We start from the raw sequence: 24,668 nt of genomic DNA on the forward strand, positions 1-24,668 counted from the left end.
CTTCTTCTTCTTCTTCTTTGCGGGGTGACCAACAAATCAAATCATCTTGTGAATAGAAATCCTTAATTTTTATTCCTGATATCATCCTAGCTTCTCTGAAGAATCTGGGCGGTTTCTGGCGCATGATCTGGATCCTGTAAAGAAATTAGGTCAGTGCCGGAAATAAGGTTCTTGAAGAGGACAACGCAAATTGTCCACAAGAATTTGAATTGATCTGCAAAACAGGGCAGGTCGTAACTTTTTTGGACAAGCTGACCCAAAATTGGCGTTTTGGACACGAAAATGACCTAAAAAGGAGCCAAAAAACCCTTCAATTTTCGTGAATTCTTGACCCCAAAAGTATCGTTCGTGAGTCCGACAGGGGTTTTTACCCCCCTAAAAAGTGTAGCTCATGAAATTCTTTAAAAAAACCGATGAAAAGTGAATCTTGTGTTTTAACTTTTGAGAAGTATAAATCAAACGAAGCTGTTGTGGAAAATAAAATCAGTTTTCAAATTGCAAGTGAGACCATCACCCAGCTTGTGGAGAAAGTAACAGAGATTGATCAGATCCTCAATTCTTTTTTTAGTGGGTTTAACGCCCGAAGACCGGCAAAACCTACCTAAAATGGGCGAAGCAGGCACGCTTTCTGTCATGGAATGCCCGGAGTTACGGGAAACCAGATCCGGAGTATGCGCCACCATTTCTGGATCAGGATGGGTTTGTAAGCGATATGGAAGCCTGGTCGCAACTGATGTCGGTGTAAGGCCCATTAAGCAACTGTATGACGCCCTTGATGACAACACCACCATGCAGGCTGGTGCCAAAAGCTATATGGCTGCACTCAGTTATTACAACTCGGTAAAGTACACTGACCGGAGCGGAATTCCGGGCGCAAAAGCCGTTTATGAAGACATAAAGAACCGGTTTACTAAAAAAACCGCTAATTCCAGCGATGAAACTGTTTGAGCGTGAAGGTTCAAATGAGTGTGTTATAGAAAGAAGGCAGGGGTGTTTATCGCCCCTGTTTTTCTCGAAAAGGCCCACCTTCTTATCGCAACCGATACACTTGGAGGTACATGCTTCCATGTTTTAGATCCTCGCGAGGATCTCTGAGCTTCTCGCTTGATTCTTTTTGTTTTATGCTTGAGGTTTCGATGTGCTCGCTTGCTTGTTAGAGGTACCCCCAAATAGTTAAATAGAGTCTCCGGGTTGGGAAAGCCGTTTTGATGATTGTTTTTGATCTTTTGATCAACTGAGCAGATGTTAATCTAAGTTATTTTATTTAAATTGGACGTGTTTTGGGAGGACCGGCCAGTATTTCTCCTGGCCCTCCCTCCGCAGAATGAAGTTCTGCTCCTCTCTTACTGCCTACATGTGAAGGGCCGGGGTGGGTGCAAGTCTGAAGGAGCATGAGAATAGGTGAATGTAACGTACAATACAAAAAAATACGATGACAGCACAAACAACTTCTTCTTGTAAAAGGGTAGACGTTTTTTGGTCAATAGATACTTTGGTGTGCTTATCGTTTGCGGCATTTCTTTGGGACACCGGGCGAGATTACTTCATCGTATTATGGATGGTTTTATTCGGCTTGTTGTTTGCTGGCAGGCAATTAATTTCGATTAAGCTTTTCAATATGCTCAGGGTATTTGCTGTGCTGGGAATGCTTTTTTGTTTGCTAAGAATAATGACTGAGTTATGGAGTATACGGTAATAAACAGAAACCTACGCAAACAGACATGAACACTGTAGCCAAAATTTATTGGAAGGTGTTTTTGAGATCAGGTTTGATATACGGCCTTGTCCTGGCCATTTGGGAATACCTGGACGAAGGAGAAGTCGATTTCTTGAAGCTGGGTTTTATGACGGTGTTCTTTGGTGTCCTGATGTCGTGGATAACAGTGACGGCGCAAAAACGGGGCATGAGAGCACAAGGGCGAAATTTTACGGAAGAAGATATAAAAACGTCACAGCACGCGCTGGTCGTCAAAAGGAAATCGAAAGGAAGGGAAAAAACAGCGTAGATGTATTGTTTCTGAAAGAGATGACTAAGGGCCGGGAAGCGGGTAATGAATATTGAAGTTTCACACACTTAATCTCGAAAATAGAAGACCATGAACAAACCAATCAATTTTTTAACTGGTATTCTCGCCGGGCTGGCACCTTTGGCGATCGCAGGACTATTTGGGGTGCTAGTTTACAATGAGCTTCCAAATGGAGCAGGTATTTTTATCAGTGTACTTCTTGCGCTGCTCGCAATTTGGCTGGGCTTCGAGATCTTTCAAAAAGTGCAACGAGTAGGTATTGGCGACTTTATGAGCGTTGTTGTTGCATCGCCGGATCTGGATAACCTGGAACCAACGACCGACGCTAAAACCAGGCAGCTTACTCCCGGGCAACTGGCAAGCTTGGTTCGCAAGGACGGGCATGTGTGTCGAGGGGGAACACTTAAAGTATTTGGAGATTGGCATGGACGACCGTACCGAAATTTTCTGGAGATCCGGCAAATTGACTATGACAAACGGCAAAAGCAAATGTTGATAAGCTTCTCGAAGAACACCAGGCTGATCATTGATGAACCAGGTCGTATTCTCGAATCGCCCTCTGTGCTGAAGATTTTGTCGGCTAAAGGGGCGAGAGTTGAATTCTGGCATCAAAAAGAACATGCGCCTGTTGAACACAGCTATTTTAAAAATTACCGGGTCAGCGGCAACAGACTGGAAACGGATACGAACATCGATTGGGCCGAGCAAAAGATGGATGCTGCTCCTGGTCAGGACGCCTTGGTCATTTTCAGTTGAAAAGCAGAATCACTCATAAAAACCAATAATAAAAGTCTAATCAATTTTAAAAATGAAGTATGAAACGAATCAAACGTTTTAATGTATGGCAAACGGCCAAGGTCGTTTCCCTGATGTATTTTTTGATCATGGCAGTTTTTATGATTCCTCTTGGGATCATTGGCAGCATCGTTGGCGGGATGTTTGGAAGCCATTTCCCGTTCAGCGGGTTGATGTTTGTCTTCCTGCCTTTTCTTTATGGAATTGTCTTTTTCCTTTTCACCGCTTTGGGCTGCGCCATTTACAACCTGATTTCGGGCTGGATTGGCGGCATTGAAGTCGAGGTGGAATTGATAGAAGAATAAGCCGGATATAAATCCTAACGCATGATCGAATACGAACCGTCGGGGGTGTTCACCATCCAGTTGGAAAAATCATGCAAGTAGCGCCAGAATGCCATCACCAGGTGTTCTGGCGCATCCATTTTGAGCAGCACCTCGCGGTAACATTCGAGCCATACAATGCGATCGTCGGGCTTAATTTTGAAGGGCAGGTGGCGCCGCACCAACATGGGGCTGCCCCGGTGCTGGTTGAAATAGTCAGGCCCGCCCAACCGTTGAATAAAAAAGTCGGCCGACCGTTCTTTCGCCGCATCAAGCCCCACCGGGTTCTTAGGGAATAAGTGTTTGATGGTGCTTTGTGCCAGCAAGTCGTAATGATCGCTCACCATTTTTCGCACACCCGCTTCGCCCAGGTATTGATATAAATCCTGGTCGGGCATGTATTTGTTTGGCCGCGCGCCAAATGTCATTCGTTCAATCTTCAGCTCCATCGTTTGCTTGCTTTTGTCATTTCTATCTGCAACAACCATTAGCGCCAGCCGAATGTTCAACAAATAAAGCTTGTTTGGAGACTACGTTCACTCCGGCATAAAAAAAACAGGACATGAGCCGAATGATTCGTATGGTGTTTCGATGGATAAAACAGCTGTTGGTGGCACTGCTGCTTGTGGTGGCCTGCTATACGGTGTTTGCTGTTGTTTTGTCGCTGGTGCCGGTCAATGTGGATACCGCGCAAGGCGACGATGTTGATATCTACATCCGGTCGAACGGTGTCCACCTGGAATTGGTCGTACCCTTGCGGAATGAGATCCGGGATTGGACCGATTTTCTGGCGATCGATGAAGCGGTGGCAAGCCAGGCGCGGTTGGTGAGCTTTGGCTGGGGAGACCGGAACTTCTTTTTGAACACTCCTCAGTGGTCGGACCTGACGGTGAAGACCGCAGCAAAAGCCTTGCTGGTCAATAGCCGTTCGGCCATGCACGTTGACTATTACCGAAGTTTATCCACCAATGAGGATTGCAAGCGGATTGCCGTTCGTCGGGACCAATATCAGTCCATTGTTGCGTATGTTGAAAGAAGCTTTGCCCGTGATGCGCATGGCCAGCCCATCCGCATTGAAGGTTTTCGGTACTCAGCAGTTGATGCGTTTTATGAGGCAACAGGCTCCTACAACTTGTTTTACACGAGCAATACCTGGACCAACCAAAGCCTGAAAGAGGCCGGGCTCAAAGCCAGCGTGTGGACTCCATTCGATAAAGGAACGCTTTTTCATTACCGGTAGCTGAAACAAAAGAGGTCAAAAAAAGCCCGAAGAAAAAACTCCCCGGGCTTGTATCTTGATTTTTTGTGTGTTCTATTCGCCACGAACGGCAGCAATTCCGGGAAGTGTTTTTCCTTCCAGGTATTCGAGCAACGCGCCACCAGCAGTTGAGATGTAGGACACCTCGTCGGCCAATCCAAATTTGTTGATGCAGGCAACCGAGTCGCCACCACCAATCAATGAGAAAGCACCTTTTTTAGTGGCTGCGGCAATGGCATCAGCCACCGCGCGTGAACCAACCGCAAACTTATCGAATTCGAATACGCCAACGGGACCGTTCCACAGAATGGTTCCTGAGTTTTCAATCACGGTTTTAAACGTCTTGATACTTTCGGGACCGGCATCAAGCCCTTGCCATCCGTCAGGAATATTATTGGCAGCAGCCGGCTGGGTGTTGGCATCTTCGCTAAAGGCGTCAGCTGCAACCACATCGCTGGCAATGTAAAGCTTTACACCTTTTTCAGCTGCTTTTTTCTGAATGGTCAGCGCAGTTTCCAGGTAGTCGTCTTCACAAATCGAGCTGCCGATTTTTCCACCGTTGGCTTTCACAAAAGTGTAAGTCATACCGCCACCCAGAATCAGGTTGTCCACCTTATCCAACATGTTTTCGATGATGGTAATTTTTGATGAAACTTTCGCTCCACCCATAATCGCCGTCATTGGGCGGGTGGGACTGGCCAGCACTTTGTCCAGGCTTTCCAGCTCGCTACCGATTACGTAACCAAACATTTTGTCGTTCGGGAAAAATTTGGCGATCACCGCTGTTGAGGCGTGGGCACGGTGTGCTGTTCCAAAGGCATCGTTAATCCAGCAGTCGCCATTTTCAGCCAGTTTCCGGGCAAATTCTTCATCGCCGGCTGTTTCTTCCTTGTAAAAACGCAGGTTTTCCAGAATCAACACTTCGCCTGGCTTCAGGCCTTTGGCAATGGTTTTGGCTTCCTCGCCAATACAATCGGGAGCAATCTTTACGGTTGCACCGTTCAGCAGCTCCGACAAGTGGTTTACCAGGTGTTTTAAGGAGAATTTATCTTCCGGGCCATCTTTCGGACGTCCCAGGTGAGACATAATAATGGGAGAACCACCTTTTTCAATCACTTTGTTGATGGTTGGTAACGCGGCACGCATACGGGTATCGTCAGTGATCTCAAATTTTTCGTTGAAAGGAACATTGAAATCCACACGGATCAGCGCTTTTTTCCCTGTGAAATCATAGGTTTCAATAGTCTGCATAATTGTATTTTTTAGTTTCTTAAAAATCGAACTCAAAGGTACAAAAAAGATCACGTTCGGCTTTGCTTCATCTGCTTAATCTGGAATAATTAATGCAGAGGTAAAGTGTTTTTTTGGGTGTGAAACTTCCGGGAAGCAGGCTCCCGTTTTAACCGTTTCATTTTCGCAGACTTTTCCTGGTGTTTTTGCTGGGTTCATACAGAATTCACAAACTTCCGGACGAACAAGATGGAAAGGCGGGAGGTTTTATTATTTTTGTTTGCACAAATTAAGCCTATGTTTTTTCAGGATGTTATTGGGCAGGAAGCCACCAAAAAGAGATTAATTCAATCGGTTAAGGAAGAGCGGATCAGCCATGCGCAACTCTTTGCCGGGCCCGAAGGCTCGGGTAAGTTGGCTTTGGCGTTAGCTTATGCGCAGTATATTTCGTGTTTGGATAAACAAAACGGCGATTCGTGCGGACATTGTTCTTCGTGTAAGAAGTATGCCAAACTCATTCATCCCGACCTGCATTTTGTATTTCCGGTGGTTAAAACTCCCAAGTTTAAGGATCCGGTGAGCGACAATTTTTTAGCCGAATGGCGAAAGCTGGTTCTTGAGAATGCCTATTTCAACCTGGAAGACTGGTTTAACTATATTGGTGTTGAAAATGCACAGGGCCTCATCTACTCGCACGAAAGCGAGGAGATTCTTCGCAAGCTGAATCTCAAGTCGTTTGAAGCCGAATACAAGGTGATGATTATCTGGATGCCGGAGAAGATGCATGTTTCGTGCTCCAACAAGCTGTTGAAGATGATTGAGGAGCCGCCGGTAAAAACCTTGTTTTTGCTGGTCACCGAAAGTGAAGAGGAAATCATTACCACCATCCGGTCGCGGTGCCAGTTGATCAAAATTCCGGGCATTCAGCCGGAGCCCATGAAAGCTGCCCTTCAGAAACTGGAGGCAGCAGCAGGCAAAGATGTGGACAACCTGGTGCATTTGAGTCGTGGCAACTACCGGCAGGCCATCAACTTGCTGGAGCTGAACGAAAGCACTCGCTACAACCTGGAGCGATTTAAGGAACTGATGCGCTTTTCTTATGGACGAAAATTTCTGGAGCTGTTTCAGTGGATCAATGAGGTGTCGGGTATGGGCCGCGAACGCCAGAAGATTTTTCTGCAATATGCGATGGGGCTGATCCGAGAAAACTTTGTGTACAACCTGAAAAACCCGGCCCTGGTGTTTATGCACGAGGAAGAACAGGCTTTTTCGGCACGTTTCTCCCCTTTTATCAACGAACGCAACATTGTGCCTATCAGTGAAGAATTGGAAAAGGCTTACCAACACATTGCCATGAACGGTAATCCGCGAATTATCTTAACGGATATGTCATTGAAAATAGTGAAGTTGATCCGAAAATAAAAGCTCACGTCAGCTCTACATGGATTGATTGAACTTCTGTTTCGATTCGTTGGATTATTCTTTCGGGATAATAGGAAATTTAACGTAGAAGGTGGTTCCTTTTTTTTCGGTTGATTCGAACCAGATTTCGCCTTCCAGCAAGTTGGTGATGCCCTTAATGATGCTCAAACCCAATCCTGTTCCCGGCTTGATAGTTTTAGATTCAACCTGTGTAAAGCGCTTAAAGATAGCTTGCTTGAATTTTTCGGGAATGCCAATGCCGGTATCGGCGACATAAAAAGTAATGCTGTTTCCTTCCAATGCATGGATTCCCATCTCAATAAATCCTTCGTTGGTATTTTTGATCGAATTGGTTAACAGGTTGTCGAAAACTTGTTTCAGGCGAATGGGGTCAGTGAACATGACTACCGGCTTATCGGCCTTTTGGTAGTTGAGCTTAAGTTTGAGTTGAGCTTTGGATTGCAGCAGCGAGCTCTGGCGGTGGTAGTCGTAAGTGTTTTGCAGAAACGGGACGACTGAAAAATAGCTCATTTCGATTTTTAACTGGTTCGATTCAATTTTGGCAATGTCGATGATGTCATCAATAATCCGTAAAAGGTGTTTTCCTGCTTTCTGGATAAAATTGGTGTATTGTTGCTGTTTTTCGGAGCTGACATTTGGTTGGGCCAAAAGACTCGAAAAGCCAATGATACTGTTCATAGGCGTACGAATCTCATGCGACATGTTGGCCAGGAAAGCGGATTTGAGCTCATCGCTTTCCTTTGCCTTTTTAGTGGCAATCTGCAGTTCGCCGTTCAACTTTTGAAGTTCATTCAAGGCATTTTGCAGTTCGTCGTTCTTATGTAGAATTTGCTCTTCCAGCTGTTTGTGTTCGGTCAGGTTATTGAGAATCAATACCAGCTTGTTGCCAACGCTGCTCCAAAGAATTTGGATAAACTTGACGGACCCGTCCTTGCACGTGACTCGGGCTTCAAAGGGGTTTTCTGAAGATCTGGATTTGTGTGGGATTCCAAGATCAAGTGTCCACAGGCGCTTCATGCGTTCACGATAGGCTTTATCCGGATAGGCCAGCTCAAACCATCGATCGGCATTGGGGATATCCTCAACGGTATAGCCAAAGGTGCGGGTAAACTCCCGATTTAAATACTCCACCTTCCCTTCTTCATCGTTAATGGCAATCGGTATGGGCGACTCATCCACCAAATTTTTTAAGCCTTCCTGGCTCTGTTGGAGTTGCTTTGCAATTTTTCGCTGTTCGGTCACATCAATTAAAGCGCCAACAATGGATGTTGTTTTGCCGTTTTCAACAACCGGTGCCTCCCTGACTTCAACCCAGACCAAACTCCCATTTTTATGAACCAGCTCCAACTCGTAGGGCTCTTGAACCTGGCCGGTCTCAATCGCTTTTTCAACCATCTGCAACCCTGTTTGATTGATCGGATTGTCAGAAGTGAGCGTGGTCCATTTCACCAAGGCTTCATGGGGCGAATAACCCAATAGTTTTTCTATTTGCGGGCTGATATAGGTTAGTAGGTGGTTGGTTGAATGGGAATAAAAAACGTTGGTGCTGTGTTCAATAATGTTGCGGAGCTTCTGTTCGCTTTCGCGGATGATTTGCCGGTTTTTCTTTTCATCGCTTATGTTTCGGGTCGTGCAAATCATTCCGTCGAATCGGTAATTTTTGATCAGCGGAACCAGCCAACCCGCCAAAACAGCCTCTTTGCCATCAAGAGTAAGGAGCTGAGTTTCGTATTTCTTGGCTTTTAAGCTTTTTTTTGCCGATAAATAATCCTCCAGAAAGTTTCCAAGATTTGGTTTTTTGAAATCGAGAATGTTTTTGCCAATCAGATCTGTTTTTTTTGACCCGGTATTAAAAGTCATTCCGGAATTACTGAAAAAAATGGTGTCATGCTTGTCTGTCACCCATATTCCTTCGTGGAGATGATCCATGAGTCGTTCATAGAAATGAATGGGACTATCGTCTTCCTGATTTTTTTTGAGTTTCCTGGTCAAGGTCAGGGTAAAGTAGTATGGCCTTGGCGAATGGATCTGAATGTCGAAAAAGGTATTCCCATCGAACGAGAATTCAGTAAATTCTCTTTTCTCGCCTGATTTGGCAACAGCTGCAAATTTTGAGAGCCACTTGCGGGGTAGTTGATCAAATACTTCATGAACGGGCCTTCCCTGCAGTTGGAGGCCTTCTGTGCCTGTCGCTTTTTCAAAGGCTTGATTGGCTTCCAGAATGATGAACGTTGCCGGTTTTTTATTTGTGTCATACTGGATTTTATTCAGGCAACAGCCCAAGGGCAACTCTTCGAAAATCGACTGATAAATCTGCTTTTTGGCCTCAAAATCTTCTGCTCCGTTATTTGATTGTTCTTTCAATGCTTGATTTTGTTTTTTGTGATGCCTGATCTTTTCCGGATATTCTTCTTGCGTGTCCATAATTGGTAAAACAATGCAAATCTAATTTAGCTCATTTTAAGTAAAAAAGCTATTTTTTCGGCGGCTGAATTCTCGTTTTTAGTTGGTTTAAGGTTTATGTTTTGTAATTTTATTGACATGTGTCGCTACTACTTTGTTTGTCAGCATTATTAATTATTTTTGTGTCGTAAAGTGAATGAGCTTTAGCCGGAATAGACCAATCCGGTATTAATTGTTAGACTATGGATGATCAACTATCAATCGAAAGGGGCTGTTGTAAGAAATCTGCCGGAACCTGCTCCAAGCTGGAAGTTTATGACTGGCTGAATGATGTGGTAAACAAGTCGGCAGATGATGACATCGTTGAAGTTCGATTTAAAAATACCCGCAAGGACTACTACCGGAACGTCAATAACCTGAAGCTGGCCGCCGGTGATATTGTCGCCGTCGAGGCCAGTCCGGGACATGACATAGGCATTGTTACCCTAACCGGTGCTTTGGTGAAACACCAGATGAAGAAGCATAAGGCGACCCTGATCAATGGAGAATTTCGCAAGGTATACCGAAAAGCAAAGTCAGTTGATATTGATAAGTGGCGTGAAGCGATGAGCCTGGAGCACACGACTATGATCGAGACCCGGAAGATTGCTGCTGACCTGAAATTGAACATGAAAATAGGGGATGTGGAATACCAGGGAGACCGCACGAAGGCCATTTTCTATTACATTGCTGATGAGCGAGTCGACTTTCGTCAACTGATTCGGGTGCTGGCTGAAACCTTCCGCATCCGCATCGAAATGAAGCAGATTGGTGCCCGGCAGGAAGCAGGACGCATTGGCGGTATTGGACCTTGCGGACGAGAGCTTTGTTGCGCTACCTGGATCGGAAACTTTGTTTCGGTTACCACCAATGCTGCCCGATATCAGGAAATATCATTGAATCCTCAAAAACTGGCTGGCCAGTGTGGAAAGCTCAAGTGTTGCCTGAATTTCGAAGTAGATTCTTATATTGATGCACAAAAGGATTTTCCGCCGAGCAATGTGCCGTTGGATACCGAAGACGGTCGTTACTATTTTCAGAAAGCCGATATTTTCAACGGGATATTGTACTACGGTGCCAACGGGCACAAGCCCTTAGCTCCGGTTGCAATTTCGGTAGAGCGGGCCAAAGAAGTGATTCGCCTGAATAAAAAAGGGAAAAAGGTTGAAAAACTGGCTGACAAGGTGGTCAGCGTTTCCTCTAAAACATCACCTGGTTTCGAAAATGTGATTGCCGAAGAAAGCCTGACCCGTTTTGATGAACCCAAGTCACGTCACCGGAAGAAAAAACGTTTTTCGAAACAGAATTCTTCGAGAAGACCAAGAAATAAATCATGAAGAATATCTTCAAAGGAATAATCGTTCTGATAATGCTCGCAGCTTGCGATTCCAACCGCGTGTACGAGGAATATAAAACCATCGACCCAGGGGGGTGGCATAAAGACTCGGTTGCAAGTTTCAATGTGGAGATTAATGAAGCAGAACCAGGATACAATCTCTACATCAATATCCGAAACCAAGGAAATTATCCGAACAGCAACATCTGGTTGTTTCTTGACATTGAATCGCCGGATGGTCAGATGCTGACCGACACTGTTGAGTATATCCTGGCTGAAAAATCAGGTAAATGGAGAGGCAGTGGTATTGGCGATTTGTTCGATAACCAGTTTTTATACCGGCAAAATGTCCGATTCGAAAAGTCGGGCGAATACCAATTCTTCATTCGTCAGGGTATGCGAGCCGAACAATTGAAAGGCATTCATGATATTGGGCTTCGGATTGAAAAATAAAACTAAGGTCATCGACCGGTTAAATTTTTTCTGATCGCTGTTTCCCTCCGGGTAGCAGGCCCTCGAAACACAAGATTAGATAACGCATAGCAGATAAAAAAGGAAAGTGGGAAAGAACAAATTGGCCAAATTCGCAGAAATGGCTACCTATGAACATGTCGTTCAGGCACCATACAACAAGCTCGATCAAAAAAATCATGAGCTGAAAGGGATGTGGGCTGCGAAATTCTTTAAAAATGACCATCCCATTATACTGGAATTGGGATGCGGCAAGGGTGAATATTCGGTTTCGCTGGCTGAGTATTTTCCGGACAAAAATTTCTTGGGCGTCGATATTAAAGGGGCCCGGATGTGGAAAGGCTCTAAACTGGCTTATGACAAAGGCTTGAAAAATGTGGGCTTTTTGCGCACCAACATCGAAATCATCGATGCATTTTTTGGTGCCTGTGAGGTCGATGAAATTTGGCTGACCTTCCCTGATCCACAAATGAAGAAATATACCAAACGGTTGACATCAACCAATTTCATGAATAAGTACCAGCATTTTCTGAAGCCGGGAGGCATTGTCCATTTAAAAACCGATAGCAATTTTCAATACCAATACACCTTGGCCATGGCCAAAGAGAATGGCTTTCCGATCGTGGCTGAGACCGATGATTTGTATAAATCTGCCTTGTTGGACGAAGTACTTTCCATTCAGACTTTTTACGAAAAACAATGGCGCGAAAGAGGCCTGCCCATCAAGTATCTGGCCTTTCATATCAACCGGGATAAACCATTGTGCGAGCCCGATGTTGAGATAGAAAAAGATCCTTACCGTAGTTTTGGCCGAACGGCGAGGGAATAAAAAGCACATGGACAACTTTTTTGAGAAGGTATGGGAGGTGGCCTGCCAAATACCGGTGGGGCGGGTTACAAGTTACGGCGCTATTGGCCGTTACCTGGGAGCAACGCGCTCGGCCCGGATGGTCGGTTGGGCCATGAGCAACTCGCGGGCTTCAAAAGTGAATGTCCCCGCGCACCGGGTGGTCAACGCCAGCGGATTGCTGACGGGCAAGCACCACTTTTCAGGTTCCAACGTGATGCAGGAGTTGCTTGAAAGCGAAGGCGTGCGGGTGGAGGACAACCAGGTGGTTGATTTTGAAGTGGTCTTCTGGGACCCGGTAAAAGAATTAGGAATACATTAAAACAAAAGAATATGGCTGATACACCACGAAAATTTATCGTTCCCAAAGATGTAACCGACGCGTTACGCTCGGTGCAGTTCCCGGGAGGAAAAGAAAATATTGTTGCCCTCGACATGGTTCAGGAAATCCGGATTGCCGGCAAGAAAGTCACGTTTTCGCTGGTTTTTCAGCGTTCCGACGATCCCAGCATGGGAGAAGTCATCCGGCTTTGTGAAGAAACCATCGTGCGCGAGCTGGGCTCTGATGTCGAAATCAAGGGAAATATTACGCCCAAGGCCATTCATCAGATGGAGCGGCCCATTTTACCAGGAGTAAAAAATATCCTGGCAATTTCGTCTGGAAAGGGAGGCGTCGGAAAATCGACAGTGGCAGTTAACTTGGCCGTAGCGCTGGCGAAAACGGGGGCTAAAGTGGGTGTGATTGATGCCGACATTTTTGGGCCTTCAATTCCCAAAATGTTTGGAGCAGAGCAAATCCGGCCTGCTGGAGTGAATGTTGATGGACGCGAAATGATTGAGCCCGTGGTTCAGCATGGGGTGAAAATTTTGTCGATCGGCTTTTTTGTAGCTGGAGACGATGCCTTGGTGTGGCGCGGGCCCATGGCCAGCAATGCCTTAAAACAACTGATTTCTGATGGCAATTGGGGTGACTTGGATTACCTGCTGATTGACCTTCCTCCGGGCACCAGCGATATTCATTTAACCTTGGTTCAAACGGTTCCGGTAACCGGAGCAGTGATTGTTTCTACTCCGCAAGATGTAGCTTTAGCCGATGTGGTGAAAGGGGTGAGCATGTTCCGTGGAAAGAATGTCGATGTCCCGGTGCTAGGGCTCGTGGAAAACATGGCCTGGTTTACACCCGAGGAATTGCCCGACAACAAATACTACATTTTTGGAAAAGACGGAGCCAAAAACCTCGCCGAAAAACTGGATATTCCCTTGTTGGGACAAATCCCCTTGGTTCAGGGAATCCGGGAAGGCGGCGACTCCGGTGTGCCCGCTGCCACTGATGAGCAGTCGCCTATGGGAAAAGCTTTTCTCGCACTGGCTGCGAATACGGTAAAGCAAGTTGAAAACAGAAACGCTCAATTGGACCCGACGAAAAAAGTCAAGGTTAGCCGAAAATAGTACTTGGGAAACGAGAAATAGTACTTCAAATGGTTTGTCGGGCCCTTGAAACGAAGAAAAAGCAATCCGGACACTAAAGAAATTGCCTGGAACACGCTCCGGAGCAAAAAGGAGGTGTTCCAACTGCTCCGGAAGGGTGATTTTCGATTTGTCAGGTAAATCAATTTATCGTCAAGTCCCAATAAATTAGCTTGTTTTTTGTAATATTGTAAGCTTTCTGAGTTTGGGAGACGGGGAAAATAGGATGGATTTGCCATGGCAGCTAAAAGGAAGACAATGACTGCTCATCGGGGCCTCTTTTACCCTTCAGAAAAAGCAATATTATTGGAATAAATAAGTTTATCCTACAGTGTTAAAATATACTCGTTTGAGCAGAATTTTTCGACATACCTTATTCGGTGTATTTCTCCTGATTTTTATCGGTGGTTGTTCAACCGAGAAAAACACGCGTTTATCGCGAACTTACCACAACATCACCTCGCAATACAACATCTATTTCAACGGAAAAGAAAGTTTGAATGCAGGGGTTGAACGCATCAATGAGTCGGTTGAAGACGACTTCACCCGCATGCTTCCTATTTTTAAGTCGAGTGATCCGGGAACCGGCCGTGTGGCACAATCTGACATGGAATATGCCATTATGAAAGCTTCGAAACTGATTAAAGTACACTCAATTACCAAAAAGCCCAGAAGACGTGGTAACCGGAGCCAGGCCTACATTCGGATGGCCAGCAAGGAGGAATACAACAAGTGGGTGGACGACAGTTATATTTTGATGGGGAAAGCTTATTTCTACATGAAAAATTTCCCGGCAGCCATTGAAAATATGAACTATGTGGTACGTAAATTCAGTGAAGAGGACACCAAGTTTGAGGCTTACATTTGGCTGATTCGATCGTACACTGAGCTGGGACGCTACAATGAAGCTCTCGAACTGATTCAGAGTGTAGATGCCAGTGTCGACTTTCCCAAAAAGTATGACGAGGAATTTGCATTGGCCGTGGCTGACTTTCATGTGCGGCAAAACGCGTTTGAAGAGGCGATTCCACACTTGAGGGTGGCGATTCATAACACATTCTGGAGGAAAAATAAGGTACGCCTCAAGTATATCCTGGCCCAGTTGTACCAGGAAACCAGGCAGCACGATTTGGCAACTGAGACTTTTCGTGAGGTGGCAAAGATGAATCCTCCCTATGAAATGGCTTTCAATGCCCGAATCAATGCGGCTGGTTCTTTCTCGGGTGAAGGAGATGTTGACAAGCTAAAGAAGGAGTTGCGTAAAATGCTTCGCGACAGTAAAAATTACGAATTTCGTGACCAAATTTATTTCGCTCTCGGGAATATCTCCATGACTGAAGGCAACAAAAGCGCGGCCATTGATCACTACATTCAATCAGCTTCAGCCAGCAGTGTCAATTTGTTTCAGCGGGCGCTATCCTGTCTGACCCTGGCCGACATCTATTTCGAGGAAAAGCTCTACATGAATGCGCAAAGTTACTACGACAGTGCTATGGTGGTGATTGACGAAACCTACCCAAAGTACGAATCGATTGCCGAGCGATATAATAGCTTGACACGTCTGACAGATAATTTATATACGGTGGTTCGGGAAGACAGCTTGCAGCGAATTGCCGGACTGAGTGACTCAGAGCGGAATGCACTCGTGTCCCGATGGATTAATGAAGCACGTATTGAAGAACAGCGCCAGCGCCAGTTAGCCAGCCAGGAGATGAGTGATCGCAACTTCTTTCGCATGAACCAATCGCGCATGGGGCTGAACCGAAACCAACAGGGAAGTGGCTGGTATTTTTACAATCCCACAACGGTGGCCTACGGCAAGGTTGAATTCCAACAAATTTGGGGACAGCGGAAGTTGGAAGATGACTGGAGGCGCGGCAACAAAAATTCGGCCTCGCAGTTTGAGATGGAAGAGCTGGAGCAGATTGAAGCCGGCGTTGACAGTACCGAAATACGTGTGGACGACCCGATGGAAAGGGAATATTATTTACAGGATGTTCCGCTGACTGAAGAAGCCATGGCTGAATCGCATCAGCAAATCCGCAATGCCTTGTTTAATGCCGGGCGGATTTTCAAACAAGAATTTGAAAATTACGAGCGTGCCATTCAGCAGTACGAAGAACTGTTGAAACGATATGATCCGAATACCTATCAGTTGTCCAGCTATTTCGAGTTGTGGGACTTATACAAAAAGGTGGGTAACCAGCAACGTTCTGACGATTACAAAAACCTGATTGTCGCAAACTATCCTGATAGCAAATACGCCAGGTACCTGGTAAATCCAAATTTCTTCATTGAGCTGGAGGCTCGACGGGATAGCGTGAATAACCTGTACCAGCAAGCGTATTACAATTATCAGCAGGGAAATTATCAAACTGCCGGTGAGTTTGTTCAACAAATCAGGAAGCTGGAGCCGGATACTTTGCTCTTGCCTAAAATTTCATTCATCGAGACCATTGCAGAAGGTGTTCATTCCGACTTGAACCAGTTTGGACGGAAGCTGAATGACCATATCCAGGCCTATCCTGAAAGTGGAACGGTGCCCCTGGCCCGTCAAGTACTGAAGCTCATCGAAGACAGCACGCTGGCTGATTATCAGAAGCTGGTTGAAATCGGCTATCTGAACGATCAGATTCAGAACGCCGAATTGCTGCCGGAAAATCAGGCAGCCAATGACGAGTTTGGAGGCAAATTTTCCTATGATGATGAATTGCTGCATTACTTCGTGATTGCCTTTCCATGCAGCGCCAACGTGGATCTGAACCGGTTAAAATTTGACCTTGCCAACTACAACATCGACCATTATACCCGGATGGATTTTGATATCGAAACAGAGAGCCTGAACCCTGAAACACAGCTGGTTGTTGTGCGTTCGTTGTCCGACAAAGAGCAGAGCCTGATTTATTTTCGCTCCATTATCCGGGAGCGCGAGGTATTCCAGTCACTGGGTGAAGTGCAGTACATCAACTTTGTGGCTTCGTCTTACAACTATCGCGAGGTTTTGTCGGATCAAAGCTACCTGGAATACCTGAAATATTTCGTAAAAAACTACAGTCGTTTCATTACAAGTGATTTTCCATCTGATGCCTTGGATGACCCGGAAAAGTTGATGGCCCGGGTGAGAGCCGAGGAGGATGAATTGCAAGAACGGGGTTCATTTGTGGTGGTGAAGGCTGATGAAACCGAGGGCCTGTTTTCGCGCGAGACCGAAGTGCCTCAAAACTTCGTGATTGCCGTCGATGATCCTGATTTTAACCTGCGGACCCTGGTCACCGAATTCGCAAGCTACAACCGCTCGACGTTTGGCAATTTGAACCTAACAATTGAGCAGCGGAAATTTGGTGATTACCAGTTGATGGTTGTTAAATCGATGCGTGATATTCGAGCGGCCATGGGGTATTTTGGCAATGTGGTAGCCAATCGGGCGCTGTATAAAAGTCTGGAGACCAGAACTTACCGAAATTTCATTATTACAGACCGGAATCTGGAAAAAATGATGAATGAAAGCAGCATTGCTGAGTACATCGAGTTTTTCCGCGACTATTATATCAGCGGTAGTTTTGCGAAAGTAGATGCTACTGCCGGTCAACCACAACCGGGTTCTTCTGAAAATGAAGCACCGGTTGAGCCTGACAAACCAGCTTACGATGGTCCGTTTAACCCAAATGTGGCAGGGGAGCAGTTTTTTATACTCATGATCCCAAAAACCGGTGTTGACGGAGAAGCTGTAAAAACAGCGATTGAGACTCATCATCAACAGGAATTCCCGGAAGTGAATCTGCTCGTCGAGGCGTTGGAGTTTGATGCCGAAAATCTGATTTTGAAAGTCTCTGGAATTGAGGACAAGGAGGCGGGGATGAATTACCTCAGAGGTGTGGTTCAAAATCAGCAGGTTTACCAGCCCCTGATGGACTTGAACTACCGCAACTTTGTAATTTCGCCGGCGAACTACGACATTTTGATGCGTACCAAAGACATTGGCGAATACCTCGAACTATACAAAGCCAGCTATTTGACCCGCCCGTCGCGTTAAACTTTGTTAAGAGCATACCCTTTTAGGAATATTTTTTGTTCCTATAAGCGAGACTTTACTTTAAAGCAACAAGAGAAAGCATGAAGACAATACGTATACTTTGGACCGATGATGAAATTGATTTATTGCGCGCCCATATTATCTTTTTGGAAGAGAAAGGTTACGATGTAACAACCACCAATAATGGAGCCGATGCGATTGACCTGGTTCGCGGTAATCACTTCGATATTATTTTTCTGGACGAGAATATGCCGGGTCTAACTGGATTGCAAACCCTCGATGAAATCAAGGAGATCAATCCAAATGTGCCGGTAGTGATGATTACCAAAAGCGAAGAAGAAGATATTATGGACCAGGCTATTGGTTCCAAAATGGCCGATTATCTGATTAAGCCCGTCAATCCGAAACAAATATTGCTGTCAATTAAAAAGAATGTTGGCCAGGAAGAACTGGTTACGCGAAAAACAACTTCGGCTTATCAAAGCGAATTTGCGAAAATTGGTATGCGTCTGAATGAGCGCCTCGATTGGAAAGACTGGACCGAGGTTTACCGCAAATTGGTCTTTTGGGAGCTTGAACTCAGCGCTTCGCAAGACAGCACCATGGACGAAGTGCTGAAAATGCAAAAAGCAGAGGCCAACAAGGCTTTTAGCCGCTATATTAAAACAAATTACCTCCGTTGGTTTGAAAAGGGAGCTGAAGATCGCCCCTTGCTATCGCCCGATATTTTCAAGGCTAAGGTGTTTCCCCAGCTTGACAAAGGACACAAAGTGTTGGTTTTGGTGATTGATAATTTGCGGTACGATCAATTTCGGGTGTTGAATTCGGTGCTTAATCAATACTACCTGACCGAAGAAGAAGACTTGTATTGCAGCATTTTACCAACGGCAACCATGTATGCCCGCAATGCGATTTTTGCTGGCTTAATGCCTTTGGAGATTGCACGTTTGCACCCCGAATACTGGGAAGATGATGACAACGAAGGAAATAAAAACATTCACGAGCGCGAACTGATGCAGACCCAAATGAAGCGTCGGGGCAGGAGTGAACGGTTAAACTTTGAGAAAATCACCAATTGGCGGTCGGGCAGAAAGTTGAGCGACAGCCTGGGCAGTATCATGCAACATGATTTGTCGGTCATGGTTTTTAACTTTGTCGATGTCATGTCGCACGCCCGAACCGAAATGGATATGATGAAAGAGCTGGCCAGTGACGAGAAAGCTTATCGTTCGCTCACTTTAAGCTGGTTTAACCATTCTTCGCTGTTCGAGTTGTTAAAGTCGTTGGCTGAAAATAAGGTGAAGGTGATTCTGACAACCGATCATGGCACCATTCGGGTAGATAATGCGCTGAAAGTCATTGGCGATCGCGAAACCAATACCAACCTGCGCTATAAGTTGGGGCGCAACTTAAACTATAACCACAAGCAGGTGTTTGAGATAACCAATCCAGAAAAAGCTTATTTGCCCGGGCGAAATGTGAGTTCCAGCTTCATTTTTGCTCTAAATGATGACTTTTTTGCCTATCCGAATAATTACAATCATTACGTGCAGTATTACCGCGACACCTATCAGCATGGAGGGATCTCATTGGAGGAAATGGTCATACCCATTATAACGATGACACCTCGGGGATGATTTTCTGAATGTTGGTTATCACGAAGGGCGAACATTAGTCGACAATTGAAAGGGTTTCTGATGCCTTAGAGTGCAGTACATTAGCTTTTCTTTTCGATTTTCACATCGCGAATCTGGCGATAGGTTTTGTTGGCAAAGACAAACTCCTGCAGTTTTTTGTTCTGCGCGTGTAGAATTTCCTCCTTGGTGCCTTCCCATGTTTTCACACCTTCGCTAATGAACAGAATCTTGTCGCCGATCTCCATCACCGAGTTCATATCGTGGGTATTGATTACTGTTGTCATATTGAAATCGACGGTCAGTTCATGAACAAGTTCATCAATCACCAACGAGGTTTCCGGATCAAGTCCCGAGTTTGGTTCGTCACAAAACAAGTACTTGGGGTTCATAACAATGGCACGTGCAATGGCCACCCGCTTTTGCATTCCTCCCGAAATTTCGGCCGGATATAATTTATGGGCCTTTTCAATATTGACGCGATCAAGACAAAAGTCAACCCGTTCTTGCTTTTCCTTCTGACTCTTATTCGTAAACATATCCAGGGGGAAACGTACATTTTCTTCCACTGAAAATGAGTCAAACAAAGCGCCACCTTGAAAAACCATGCCCATTTCCTGCCGCAATTTTTTTCTAAGCTTGTGGTTCATTTTCGTGAAGTTGCGGTCATCATAAAAAATGTCTCCCTGATCTACGTCGTGTAAGCCTACAATTGACTTGAGCAGAACCGTTTTTCCGCTTCCGCTGCGGCCAATAATCAGGTTGGTTTTTCCGGGCTCAAACACAGTTGATACATCATTCAATACCAGGTTGTCTTCAAACGATTTACTGATGTTTTGAATTGTAATCATTAGAATAAGAGTTGGGTTAAAATCAAGTCGAAAACCAAAATCAAGATGTTGGTATTGACGACTGCCCGTGTACTGGCAGCACCAACTTCAAACGCTCCACCGTCAACATAATAGCCAAAATAAGCAGGTACCGTCGCCACAAGAAAACCAAAAAAGAGGGTTTTTATCATCGAGAACGTGACATAGTAAGGGGTGAACAGGTATTGGATCCCATTAATGTAATCGGGCGCCGTAACTGCTCCAACCGCGGGGCCAACAATTAAGCCGCCAATGAGCCCAAAAAACACGCTTAGCACAAAAAGAAAGGGAAAAATAAAGACAACAGCCAGTGTTTTAGGTAGAACTAAGTAACTGGCCGAATTGATTCCCATAATTTCGAGGGAATCAATTTGCTCGGTAACCCGCATGCTTCCAATTTCAGAGGTGATATTTGAGCCAATCTTACCGGCCATAATTAGCGCCATGATGGTGGATGAAAACTCCAGAATTAGCGTGTCCCGGTTTCCAAGGCCAATAAGGTAGCTCGGAAATAATGGGCTGGACATGTTGTAAGCCACCTGTAGGGTAATAATACCACCCATGAAAATGGAAATAATCGCGACAATCCCAACCGAATCCAGGCCGAGTTGCTCAATCTCAACAAACAGCTTGCGAAAATAGATGCGATGCTTTTCCGGTCGCGAAAAGGCCCGGCCAAGTAACGAGAAATAGCGTCCTACATGAAAAAAAAGATTCATAGCAATACTTTAGCATAAAGTTACAAATAATTGGGTATGAAAAGAGCCATGCGAGAAAGTTTCTCTTTTGGTCATTACGAATCCCGCCTACTTCAACAATGATAGCAAAAGTAAACACAATAGCATGAAGAGAACAGAACAAATTTAAAATTGATTATTGTGTAAAACAGAGATATGAAAAAGCAAATCTTGTCGTTTGAATATATACAAGCCCGGTTTCTATTTTCAGGAAACCTTCGAATTTGGGCATAATTTATAGGTAAAATAGGTATATTTGATAACGGACTTCAAAAATAAAATGAATGAAGAATAATTTTTGTATTATCATGGCAGGCGGAATTGGGAGCCGCTTTTGGCCGATGAGTAAAAGCTCAATGCCCAAACAGTTCTTAGATATTTTAGGAACAGGACGTACCTTCATCCAAATGACATACGACCGCTTTAAAAAAGTTTGTCCCTCTGAAAATTTTTATATCGTTACCAGTGTCGATTATAAAGCCCTGGTTTTGGATCAGCTGCCCGAATTAAGTGAAGACCAGATTTTATTAGAGCCTTTGCGGCGTAACACTGCGCCTTGTGTTGCTTATGCAAGCTATAAAATTAAAAGTATCAACCCCGAAGCTAATATTATTGTTGCCCCGTCCGATCATATCATTTTAAAAGGAGATGAGTTCATAGCGGAGATTCAAAAAGGGATTGATTTTGCTGCAAACAACGATGTGCTGGTAACCTTGGGAATTACTCCCAGCCGGCCAGAAACAGGTTATGGCTATATTCAGGTTGATGGGAAGTCTAAATACAAAGATTTCGATAACTTGTTCAAGGTGAAGACTTTTACCGAAAAGCCCAACCTTGAAATGGCAGAAATCTTTGTGTCGAGTGGCGAATTTTTCTGGAATTCAGGGATCTTCATCTGGTCGCTGAAAAGTATTCTGTCGGCTTTTGATCAGTATTTGGACGGTGTTTCCAGTTTGTTCCGAAAGGGTGAAAAGCTTTATGGAACCAACGATGAAGTGCATTTTATTAACAAGACTTATTCTGAATGCCAGAATATTTCGTTGGATTATGGGATTATGGAAAAGGCTGAGAATGTTCATGTGCTGTGCGCGGATTTTGGCTGGAGTGACTTGGGAACCTGGGGGTCGTTGTATGAGAATAGTTCAAAAGATGAATTCAATAATTCGATCAAGGGGGGTGATGTGTTTACCTATCAAACCGAAAATTGCATCGTGAATATGCCGCATGACAAGATTGTGGTGTTGCAGGGACTGAACGGCTACATTGTGGTTGAGTCAGATAATACCTTGTTGATTTGTAAAAAAGAAGATGAACAGCAAATTCGTCAGTTTGTAAGCGATGTGAAGATGGTTAAAGGGACCGAATTTGTTTAAAAGGCAAGTCGAGTCCTATTCTATAAAGCTTTTTCAGGAATGAGGAAGCTTTTTTTTATTGCCTGAATTCGTCTTTAAACGAGGTGCGAACACAACGAAAACCGACGTATGATTTGGTGGTGTCTTCATACTCATAGCTTCGTGTTGAGTTGCGAATATAGTAGGCAATATCTTTCCACGATCCGCCCCGAATGACTTTTCTTTTCATTGCGGGGGCATCACCGGGTAATGAATTGTATTCGAAGGAAGGGTTGAAATCGTTTAAATTCTCATAGGCGGATTCGTTAAAGGCAGTGCTGGTCCATTCGGCTACATTGCCGGCCATATCGTAAAGCATATAGTCATTTGGATCGAAGCTACCAACCTTCATGGTTGTCGTACTCGACTCGCTGTCGGCCACATAGTTGCCTCTGCGTGGTTTAAAGTTGGCTTTAAAGCAACCCATGATGTTACGGGTATAATAGCTTCCCCAACTGTATAAGGTGCGCTCGTGCCCTCCACGTGCGGCATATTCCCATTCGGCCTCGGTTGGCAGGCGGTAAGCATGCGTTGATGGCTCTAACAGAAGTGCCTGGTGGCTGTTCAGCATCTTGGTACGCCAATGACAAAAGGCTTTGGCCTGGTGCCAATTTACGCCTACTACAGGGTAATCGTCGAACGCGACGTGTGAAAAATAGTTTTTGGTGAGCGGTTCGTTATAGGCATAGGTGTAATCGCGAATCCAGCAAAGGGTGTCCGGATAGATGGGAACACGCTCGTTGAAAATGAAGGAAGACCGGTTTTCTATCGGAACTTCTTCTCCTTCAGCATTAATAATTGTCCCGTCGTAAGACTGTGTTTCGTAGTTGTAGCGGTTTTTTCTTTTAGCTGCCTGTTTGTAATCAATCCATTGATAGCTGTAAGAAAACTTCCGGGTGTCGATTGATTTTGAAAAATAGGTGCGTTCTTCCTCCGGGATGTATAATTCTTCGAGTGCCAGCTGGAATTCCGGGTTTCTCCATTCAACCGGGTCGCGCCAATTCAAATGTGGTGTTTCGTAAAAATTGCCGCGGTCGTCTTCGGTCAGCATAAACTCCGGGTAGGTCTCTGCAAGCAGTGTTCGTGCAATAGAATCTCTGACCCAATAGACAAACTGGCGGTATTCGTTGTTGGTAATTTCGGTATTATCCATCCAAAAGGCTTCAACCGAAACCCGTTTGGTCGTGGTATTAAATCCTTGAAGTTCGTCGTCTTCGGCTCCCATGACATAGCTTCCGCGGTCAATGTACGACATTCCGAAGGGCGAAGGTTCATAAAAGGGCCTGGAATCCTCGGGATAGAGGTAGCTCAGGGTCTGATCTTTTTTGCATGACACGAGAAGAATCAAAGCCAGGAAAACTAATATGAAGAAGCTTTTGCTCATTTGCTGTTACCAAAAAAACTGCTTTGATTTAACGTTTCCTGAAAATCTAATATTGTAAGGTGTGAATTGAAAAAAGCCTTACGAGGCAAACTCATAAGGCACTTAGTTTTTCACGCTTATTTTTTTAATATTCCCACAGGTCCTGCTCGAAGTCGAAAATCTCGGCTTCAATTCGTTTAGACTCCAACATGGCCTCCCGGCCACTTAAATACTGGCTAATGGCCCGGTTGTTATACACATTCGATTCTCTGACCACGTAACTGTTGAATTTACGTTTGATAAACAGATCGTCAAACGACATGCTTTGGGCTGTGTTGTTTGGATTAATAACAGAATGTGTTGCCAACAAGTCGCGTGCTTCGGGATAATAAATCCAGAAGACCTGGCGGCGCTGGACATTCTGCCGGTTTATATCTTCGTCGCGGTAATACTCCTGAATGGGGCAAATACCAATGATGCGGGTATTCAGCGTTGAGGTTTGCTTATCAAAAAACCATTCTTCCTTCACCATGAACTGTTTGACTTCCTCGGCACGGATTTCACCAACAATGTCACGGGTCTCCATTTCGCCGGTTTCCAGGTTGCGAACCTGACGGGTACGGGTTGTCGCCCCAAAAGCTTCCTTCACCTGTTCAAAGGTCATAGGAACTTTAAATTCATCATCTGTTCGGGCATCGTAAGCAGTCAGCTGGCCGTTTTCAATTCCTTGTAAAAAGAGGTTAATCAGATTTGTACGCCCATCCATATTAGTGGTTGGAAAATACAGAATCTGGTTCATCTTTTCCCTCAGATCGATAATGCGCCAAATCTTTTTCGACCACATCACATCAGCTTCCCGTATCGGGGCAAAAGCCATGGGTTTTCTGTTTTCGATGTTGGTCCGTTTAAATGCACCATCTATTACCTGAGCTTGCGTGTCTTTTGCTGAGAAGCAAAATGCAACGCAAACAATTCCTATCCCAATCAAAAACTTTTTCATGC

General features: G+C 44.9%; 22 protein-coding genes. 15 read left to right on the forward strand and 7 right to left on the reverse strand.

Translation table 11 applies throughout. The annotated features are described in order from the left end of the window. Window positions 1-413 precede the first annotated feature (413 nt). From AAC033_RS04125 to AAC033_RS04145, 5 genes are all read left to right on the forward strand, one after another. A complete protein-coding gene (locus AAC033_RS04125; RefSeq protein WP_339735691.1) occupies window positions 414-605 on the forward strand; it encodes a hypothetical protein in 192 nt (63 codons plus the stop codon). A gap of 1 nt (window position 606) precedes the next feature. Continuing rightward, complete coding sequence (locus tag AAC033_RS04130) at window positions 607-948, forward strand: hypothetical protein (RefSeq protein ID WP_339735693.1); 342 nt, start codon at window positions 607-609, stop codon at window positions 946-948. Window positions 949-1,721: 773 nt separating this feature from the next. Beyond that, window positions 1,722-2,006, forward strand: a complete 285-nt coding sequence (locus AAC033_RS04135; protein ID WP_339735695.1) for a hypothetical protein — start codon at window positions 1,722-1,724, stop codon at window positions 2,004-2,006. A 90-nt stretch (window positions 2,007-2,096) separates the two neighbouring features. After that, window positions 2,097-2,783, forward strand: coding sequence for a hypothetical protein (locus tag AAC033_RS04140; RefSeq protein ID WP_339735697.1), 687 nt, complete (start codon window positions 2,097-2,099; stop codon window positions 2,781-2,783). Window positions 2,784-2,842: 59 nt separating this feature from the next. Then, entirely contained in the window at window positions 2,843-3,127 is a 285-nt protein-coding gene (locus AAC033_RS04145; RefSeq protein ID WP_339735699.1) for a hypothetical protein, read from the forward strand. 14 nt (window positions 3,128-3,141) lie between these two features. Here AAC033_RS04145 and AAC033_RS04150 read toward each other — a convergent pair whose 3' ends face one another. Continuing rightward, a complete protein-coding gene (locus AAC033_RS04150; RefSeq protein ID WP_339735701.1) occupies window positions 3,142-3,594 on the reverse strand; it encodes a hypothetical protein in 453 nt (150 codons plus the stop codon). A 113-nt stretch (window positions 3,595-3,707) separates the two neighbouring features. Here AAC033_RS04150 and AAC033_RS04155 point away from each other — a divergent pair, with 113 nt between their 5' ends. Further along, the gene (locus AAC033_RS04155; protein ID WP_339735702.1) at window positions 3,708-4,385 is read left to right on the forward strand and encodes a TIGR02117 family protein; all 678 of its coding nucleotides are present in this window, start codon (window positions 3,708-3,710) and stop codon (window positions 4,383-4,385) included. A gap of 72 nt (window positions 4,386-4,457) precedes the next feature. Here the strand turns inward: AAC033_RS04155 and AAC033_RS04160 are convergent, their stop codons facing one another. After that, window positions 4,458-5,654 (reverse strand): phosphoglycerate kinase, encoded by a 1,197-nt coding sequence (locus AAC033_RS04160; protein ID WP_339735704.1) that lies wholly within the window; start codon window positions 5,652-5,654, stop codon window positions 4,458-4,460. A gap of 276 nt (window positions 5,655-5,930) precedes the next feature. Here AAC033_RS04160 and AAC033_RS04165 point away from each other — a divergent pair, with 276 nt between their 5' ends. Further along, window positions 5,931-7,055, forward strand: coding sequence for a DNA polymerase III subunit delta (locus tag AAC033_RS04165; protein WP_339735706.1), 1,125 nt, complete (start codon window positions 5,931-5,933; stop codon window positions 7,053-7,055). A 54-nt stretch (window positions 7,056-7,109) separates the two neighbouring features. On the opposite strand, the gene AAC033_RS04170 is transcribed toward AAC033_RS04165, so the two are convergent. Then, a complete protein-coding gene (locus AAC033_RS04170) occupies window positions 7,110-9,500 on the reverse strand; it encodes a PAS domain S-box protein (RefSeq protein WP_339735708.1) in 2,391 nt (796 codons plus the stop codon). Window positions 9,501-9,721: 221 nt separating this feature from the next. On the opposite strand from AAC033_RS04170, the gene ricT reads away from it, so the two are divergent. The 7 genes from ricT to AAC033_RS04205 all read left to right on the forward strand — a co-directional run bounded on the left by ricT (window position 9,722) and on the right by AAC033_RS04205 (window position 19,309). After that, on the forward strand, window positions 9,722-10,855 hold the full coding sequence (gene ricT / locus AAC033_RS04175) for a regulatory iron-sulfur-containing complex subunit RicT (RefSeq protein WP_339735710.1): 1,134 nt from the start codon (window positions 9,722-9,724) through the stop codon (window positions 10,853-10,855). Then, window positions 10,852-11,307: a gliding motility lipoprotein GldH gene (locus AAC033_RS04180; protein WP_339735712.1), complete on the forward strand. Its 456-nt coding sequence runs from the start codon at window positions 10,852-10,854 to the stop codon at window positions 11,305-11,307. The genes ricT and AAC033_RS04180 overlap by 4 nt, the downstream gene beginning before the upstream one ends. 106 nt (window positions 11,308-11,413) lie before the next feature. Further along, window positions 11,414-12,154, forward strand: a complete 741-nt coding sequence (trmB, locus tag AAC033_RS04185; RefSeq protein ID WP_339735714.1) for a tRNA (guanosine(46)-N7)-methyltransferase TrmB — start codon at window positions 11,414-11,416, stop codon at window positions 12,152-12,154. Between the two features lie 7 nt (window positions 12,155-12,161). Continuing rightward, window positions 12,162-12,494 carry an MGMT family protein gene (locus AAC033_RS04190; protein ID WP_339735716.1) on the forward strand — a complete coding sequence of 111 codons (333 nt, stop codon included), beginning with the start codon at window positions 12,162-12,164 and terminating at the stop codon, window positions 12,492-12,494. 11 nt (window positions 12,495-12,505) lie between these two features. Beyond that, complete coding sequence (locus AAC033_RS04195; RefSeq protein WP_339735718.1) at window positions 12,506-13,621, forward strand: Mrp/NBP35 family ATP-binding protein; 1,116 nt, start codon at window positions 12,506-12,508, stop codon at window positions 13,619-13,621. Window positions 13,622-13,988: 367 nt separating this feature from the next. After that, window positions 13,989-17,672, forward strand: coding sequence for a tetratricopeptide repeat protein (locus AAC033_RS04200; RefSeq protein WP_339735720.1), 3,684 nt, complete (start codon window positions 13,989-13,991; stop codon window positions 17,670-17,672). Between the two features lie 80 nt (window positions 17,673-17,752). Next, on the forward strand, window positions 17,753-19,309 hold the full coding sequence (locus AAC033_RS04205; RefSeq protein WP_339735722.1) for a bifunctional response regulator/alkaline phosphatase family protein: 1,557 nt from the start codon (window positions 17,753-17,755) through the stop codon (window positions 19,307-19,309). An 80-nt stretch (window positions 19,310-19,389) separates the two neighbouring features. Here the strand turns inward: AAC033_RS04205 and AAC033_RS04210 are convergent, their stop codons facing one another. Together AAC033_RS04210 and AAC033_RS04215 are read right to left on the reverse strand one after the other, a co-directional pair. After that, window positions 19,390-20,157 carry an ATP-binding cassette domain-containing protein gene (locus AAC033_RS04210; protein ID WP_339735724.1) on the reverse strand — a complete coding sequence of 256 codons (768 nt, stop codon included), beginning with the start codon at window positions 20,155-20,157 and terminating at the stop codon, window positions 19,390-19,392. Continuing rightward, window positions 20,157-20,894, reverse strand: a complete 738-nt coding sequence (locus AAC033_RS04215; protein WP_339735726.1) for an ABC transporter permease — start codon at window positions 20,892-20,894, stop codon at window positions 20,157-20,159. Before AAC033_RS04215 ends, AAC033_RS04210 begins: the two co-directional genes overlap by 1 nt. A 302-nt stretch (window positions 20,895-21,196) precedes the next feature. Between AAC033_RS04215 and AAC033_RS04220 the strand changes: the two genes are divergently transcribed. After that, window positions 21,197-22,285, forward strand: a complete 1,089-nt coding sequence (locus AAC033_RS04220) for a mannose-1-phosphate guanylyltransferase (protein WP_339735728.1) — start codon at window positions 21,197-21,199, stop codon at window positions 22,283-22,285. A 55-nt stretch (window positions 22,286-22,340) separates the two neighbouring features. Here AAC033_RS04220 and AAC033_RS04225 read toward each other — a convergent pair whose 3' ends face one another. Together AAC033_RS04225 and gldN are read right to left on the reverse strand one after the other, a co-directional pair. Beyond that, a complete protein-coding gene (locus AAC033_RS04225) occupies window positions 22,341-23,651 on the reverse strand; it encodes an SUMF1/EgtB/PvdO family nonheme iron enzyme (protein ID WP_339735730.1) in 1,311 nt (436 codons plus the stop codon). Between the two features lie 160 nt (window positions 23,652-23,811). Further along, entirely contained in the window at window positions 23,812-24,666 is an 855-nt protein-coding gene (gene gldN, locus AAC033_RS04230) for a gliding motility protein GldN (RefSeq protein ID WP_339735732.1), read from the reverse strand. Between the last annotated feature and the right edge of the window lie 2 nt (window positions 24,667-24,668).

It is taken from the genome of uncultured Sunxiuqinia sp. (genome assembly GCF_963974515.1).
In the GTDB taxonomy this organism is placed as follows: Bacteria; Bacteroidota; Bacteroidia; order Bacteroidales; family Prolixibacteraceae; genus Sunxiuqinia.

What these genes read in the sequence shown, in the direction of transcription:
- AAC033_RS04125 (WP_339735691.1), top strand. Translation starts at nt 414, where the DNA reads ATGAAAAGTGAATCTTGTGTTTTAACTTTTGAGAAGTATAAATCAAAC.
- AAC033_RS04130 (WP_339735693.1), top strand. Translation starts at nt 607, where the DNA reads ATGGGCGAAGCAGGCACGCTTTCTGTCATGGAATGCCCGGAGTTACGG.
- AAC033_RS04135 (WP_339735695.1), top strand. Translation starts at nt 1,722, where the DNA reads ATGAACACTGTAGCCAAAATTTATTGGAAGGTGTTTTTGAGATCAGGT.
- AAC033_RS04140 (WP_339735697.1), top strand. Translation starts at nt 2,097, where the DNA reads ATGAACAAACCAATCAATTTTTTAACTGGTATTCTCGCCGGGCTGGCA.
- AAC033_RS04145 (WP_339735699.1), top strand. Translation starts at nt 2,843, where the DNA reads ATGAAACGAATCAAACGTTTTAATGTATGGCAAACGGCCAAGGTCGTT.
- AAC033_RS04150 (WP_339735701.1), bottom strand. Translation starts at nt 3,594, where the DNA reads ATGGAGCTGAAGATTGAACGAATGACATTTGGCGCGCGGCCAAACAAA.
- AAC033_RS04155 (WP_339735702.1), top strand. Translation starts at nt 3,708, where the DNA reads ATGAGCCGAATGATTCGTATGGTGTTTCGATGGATAAAACAGCTGTTG.
- AAC033_RS04160 (WP_339735704.1), bottom strand. Translation starts at nt 5,654, where the DNA reads ATGCAGACTATTGAAACCTATGATTTCACAGGGAAAAAAGCGCTGATC.
- AAC033_RS04165 (WP_339735706.1), top strand. Translation starts at nt 5,931, where the DNA reads ATGTTTTTTCAGGATGTTATTGGGCAGGAAGCCACCAAAAAGAGATTA.
- AAC033_RS04170 (WP_339735708.1), bottom strand. Translation starts at nt 9,500, where the DNA reads ATGGACACGCAAGAAGAATATCCGGAAAAGATCAGGCATCACAAAAAA.
- ricT (WP_339735710.1), top strand. Translation starts at nt 9,722, where the DNA reads ATGGATGATCAACTATCAATCGAAAGGGGCTGTTGTAAGAAATCTGCC.
- AAC033_RS04180 (WP_339735712.1), top strand. Translation starts at nt 10,852, where the DNA reads ATGAAGAATATCTTCAAAGGAATAATCGTTCTGATAATGCTCGCAGCT.
- AAC033_RS04190 (WP_339735716.1), top strand. Translation starts at nt 12,162, where the DNA reads ATGGACAACTTTTTTGAGAAGGTATGGGAGGTGGCCTGCCAAATACCG.
- AAC033_RS04195 (WP_339735718.1), top strand. Translation starts at nt 12,506, where the DNA reads ATGGCTGATACACCACGAAAATTTATCGTTCCCAAAGATGTAACCGAC.
- AAC033_RS04205 (WP_339735722.1), top strand. Translation starts at nt 17,753, where the DNA reads ATGAAGACAATACGTATACTTTGGACCGATGATGAAATTGATTTATTG.
- AAC033_RS04210 (WP_339735724.1), bottom strand. Translation starts at nt 20,157, where the DNA reads ATGATTACAATTCAAAACATCAGTAAATCGTTTGAAGACAACCTGGTA.
- AAC033_RS04215 (WP_339735726.1), bottom strand. Translation starts at nt 20,894, where the DNA reads ATGAATCTTTTTTTTCATGTAGGACGCTATTTCTCGTTACTTGGCCGG.
- AAC033_RS04220 (WP_339735728.1), top strand. Translation starts at nt 21,197, where the DNA reads ATGAAGAATAATTTTTGTATTATCATGGCAGGCGGAATTGGGAGCCGC.
- gldN (WP_339735732.1), bottom strand. Translation starts at nt 24,666, where the DNA reads ATGAAAAAGTTTTTGATTGGGATAGGAATTGTTTGCGTTGCATTTTGC.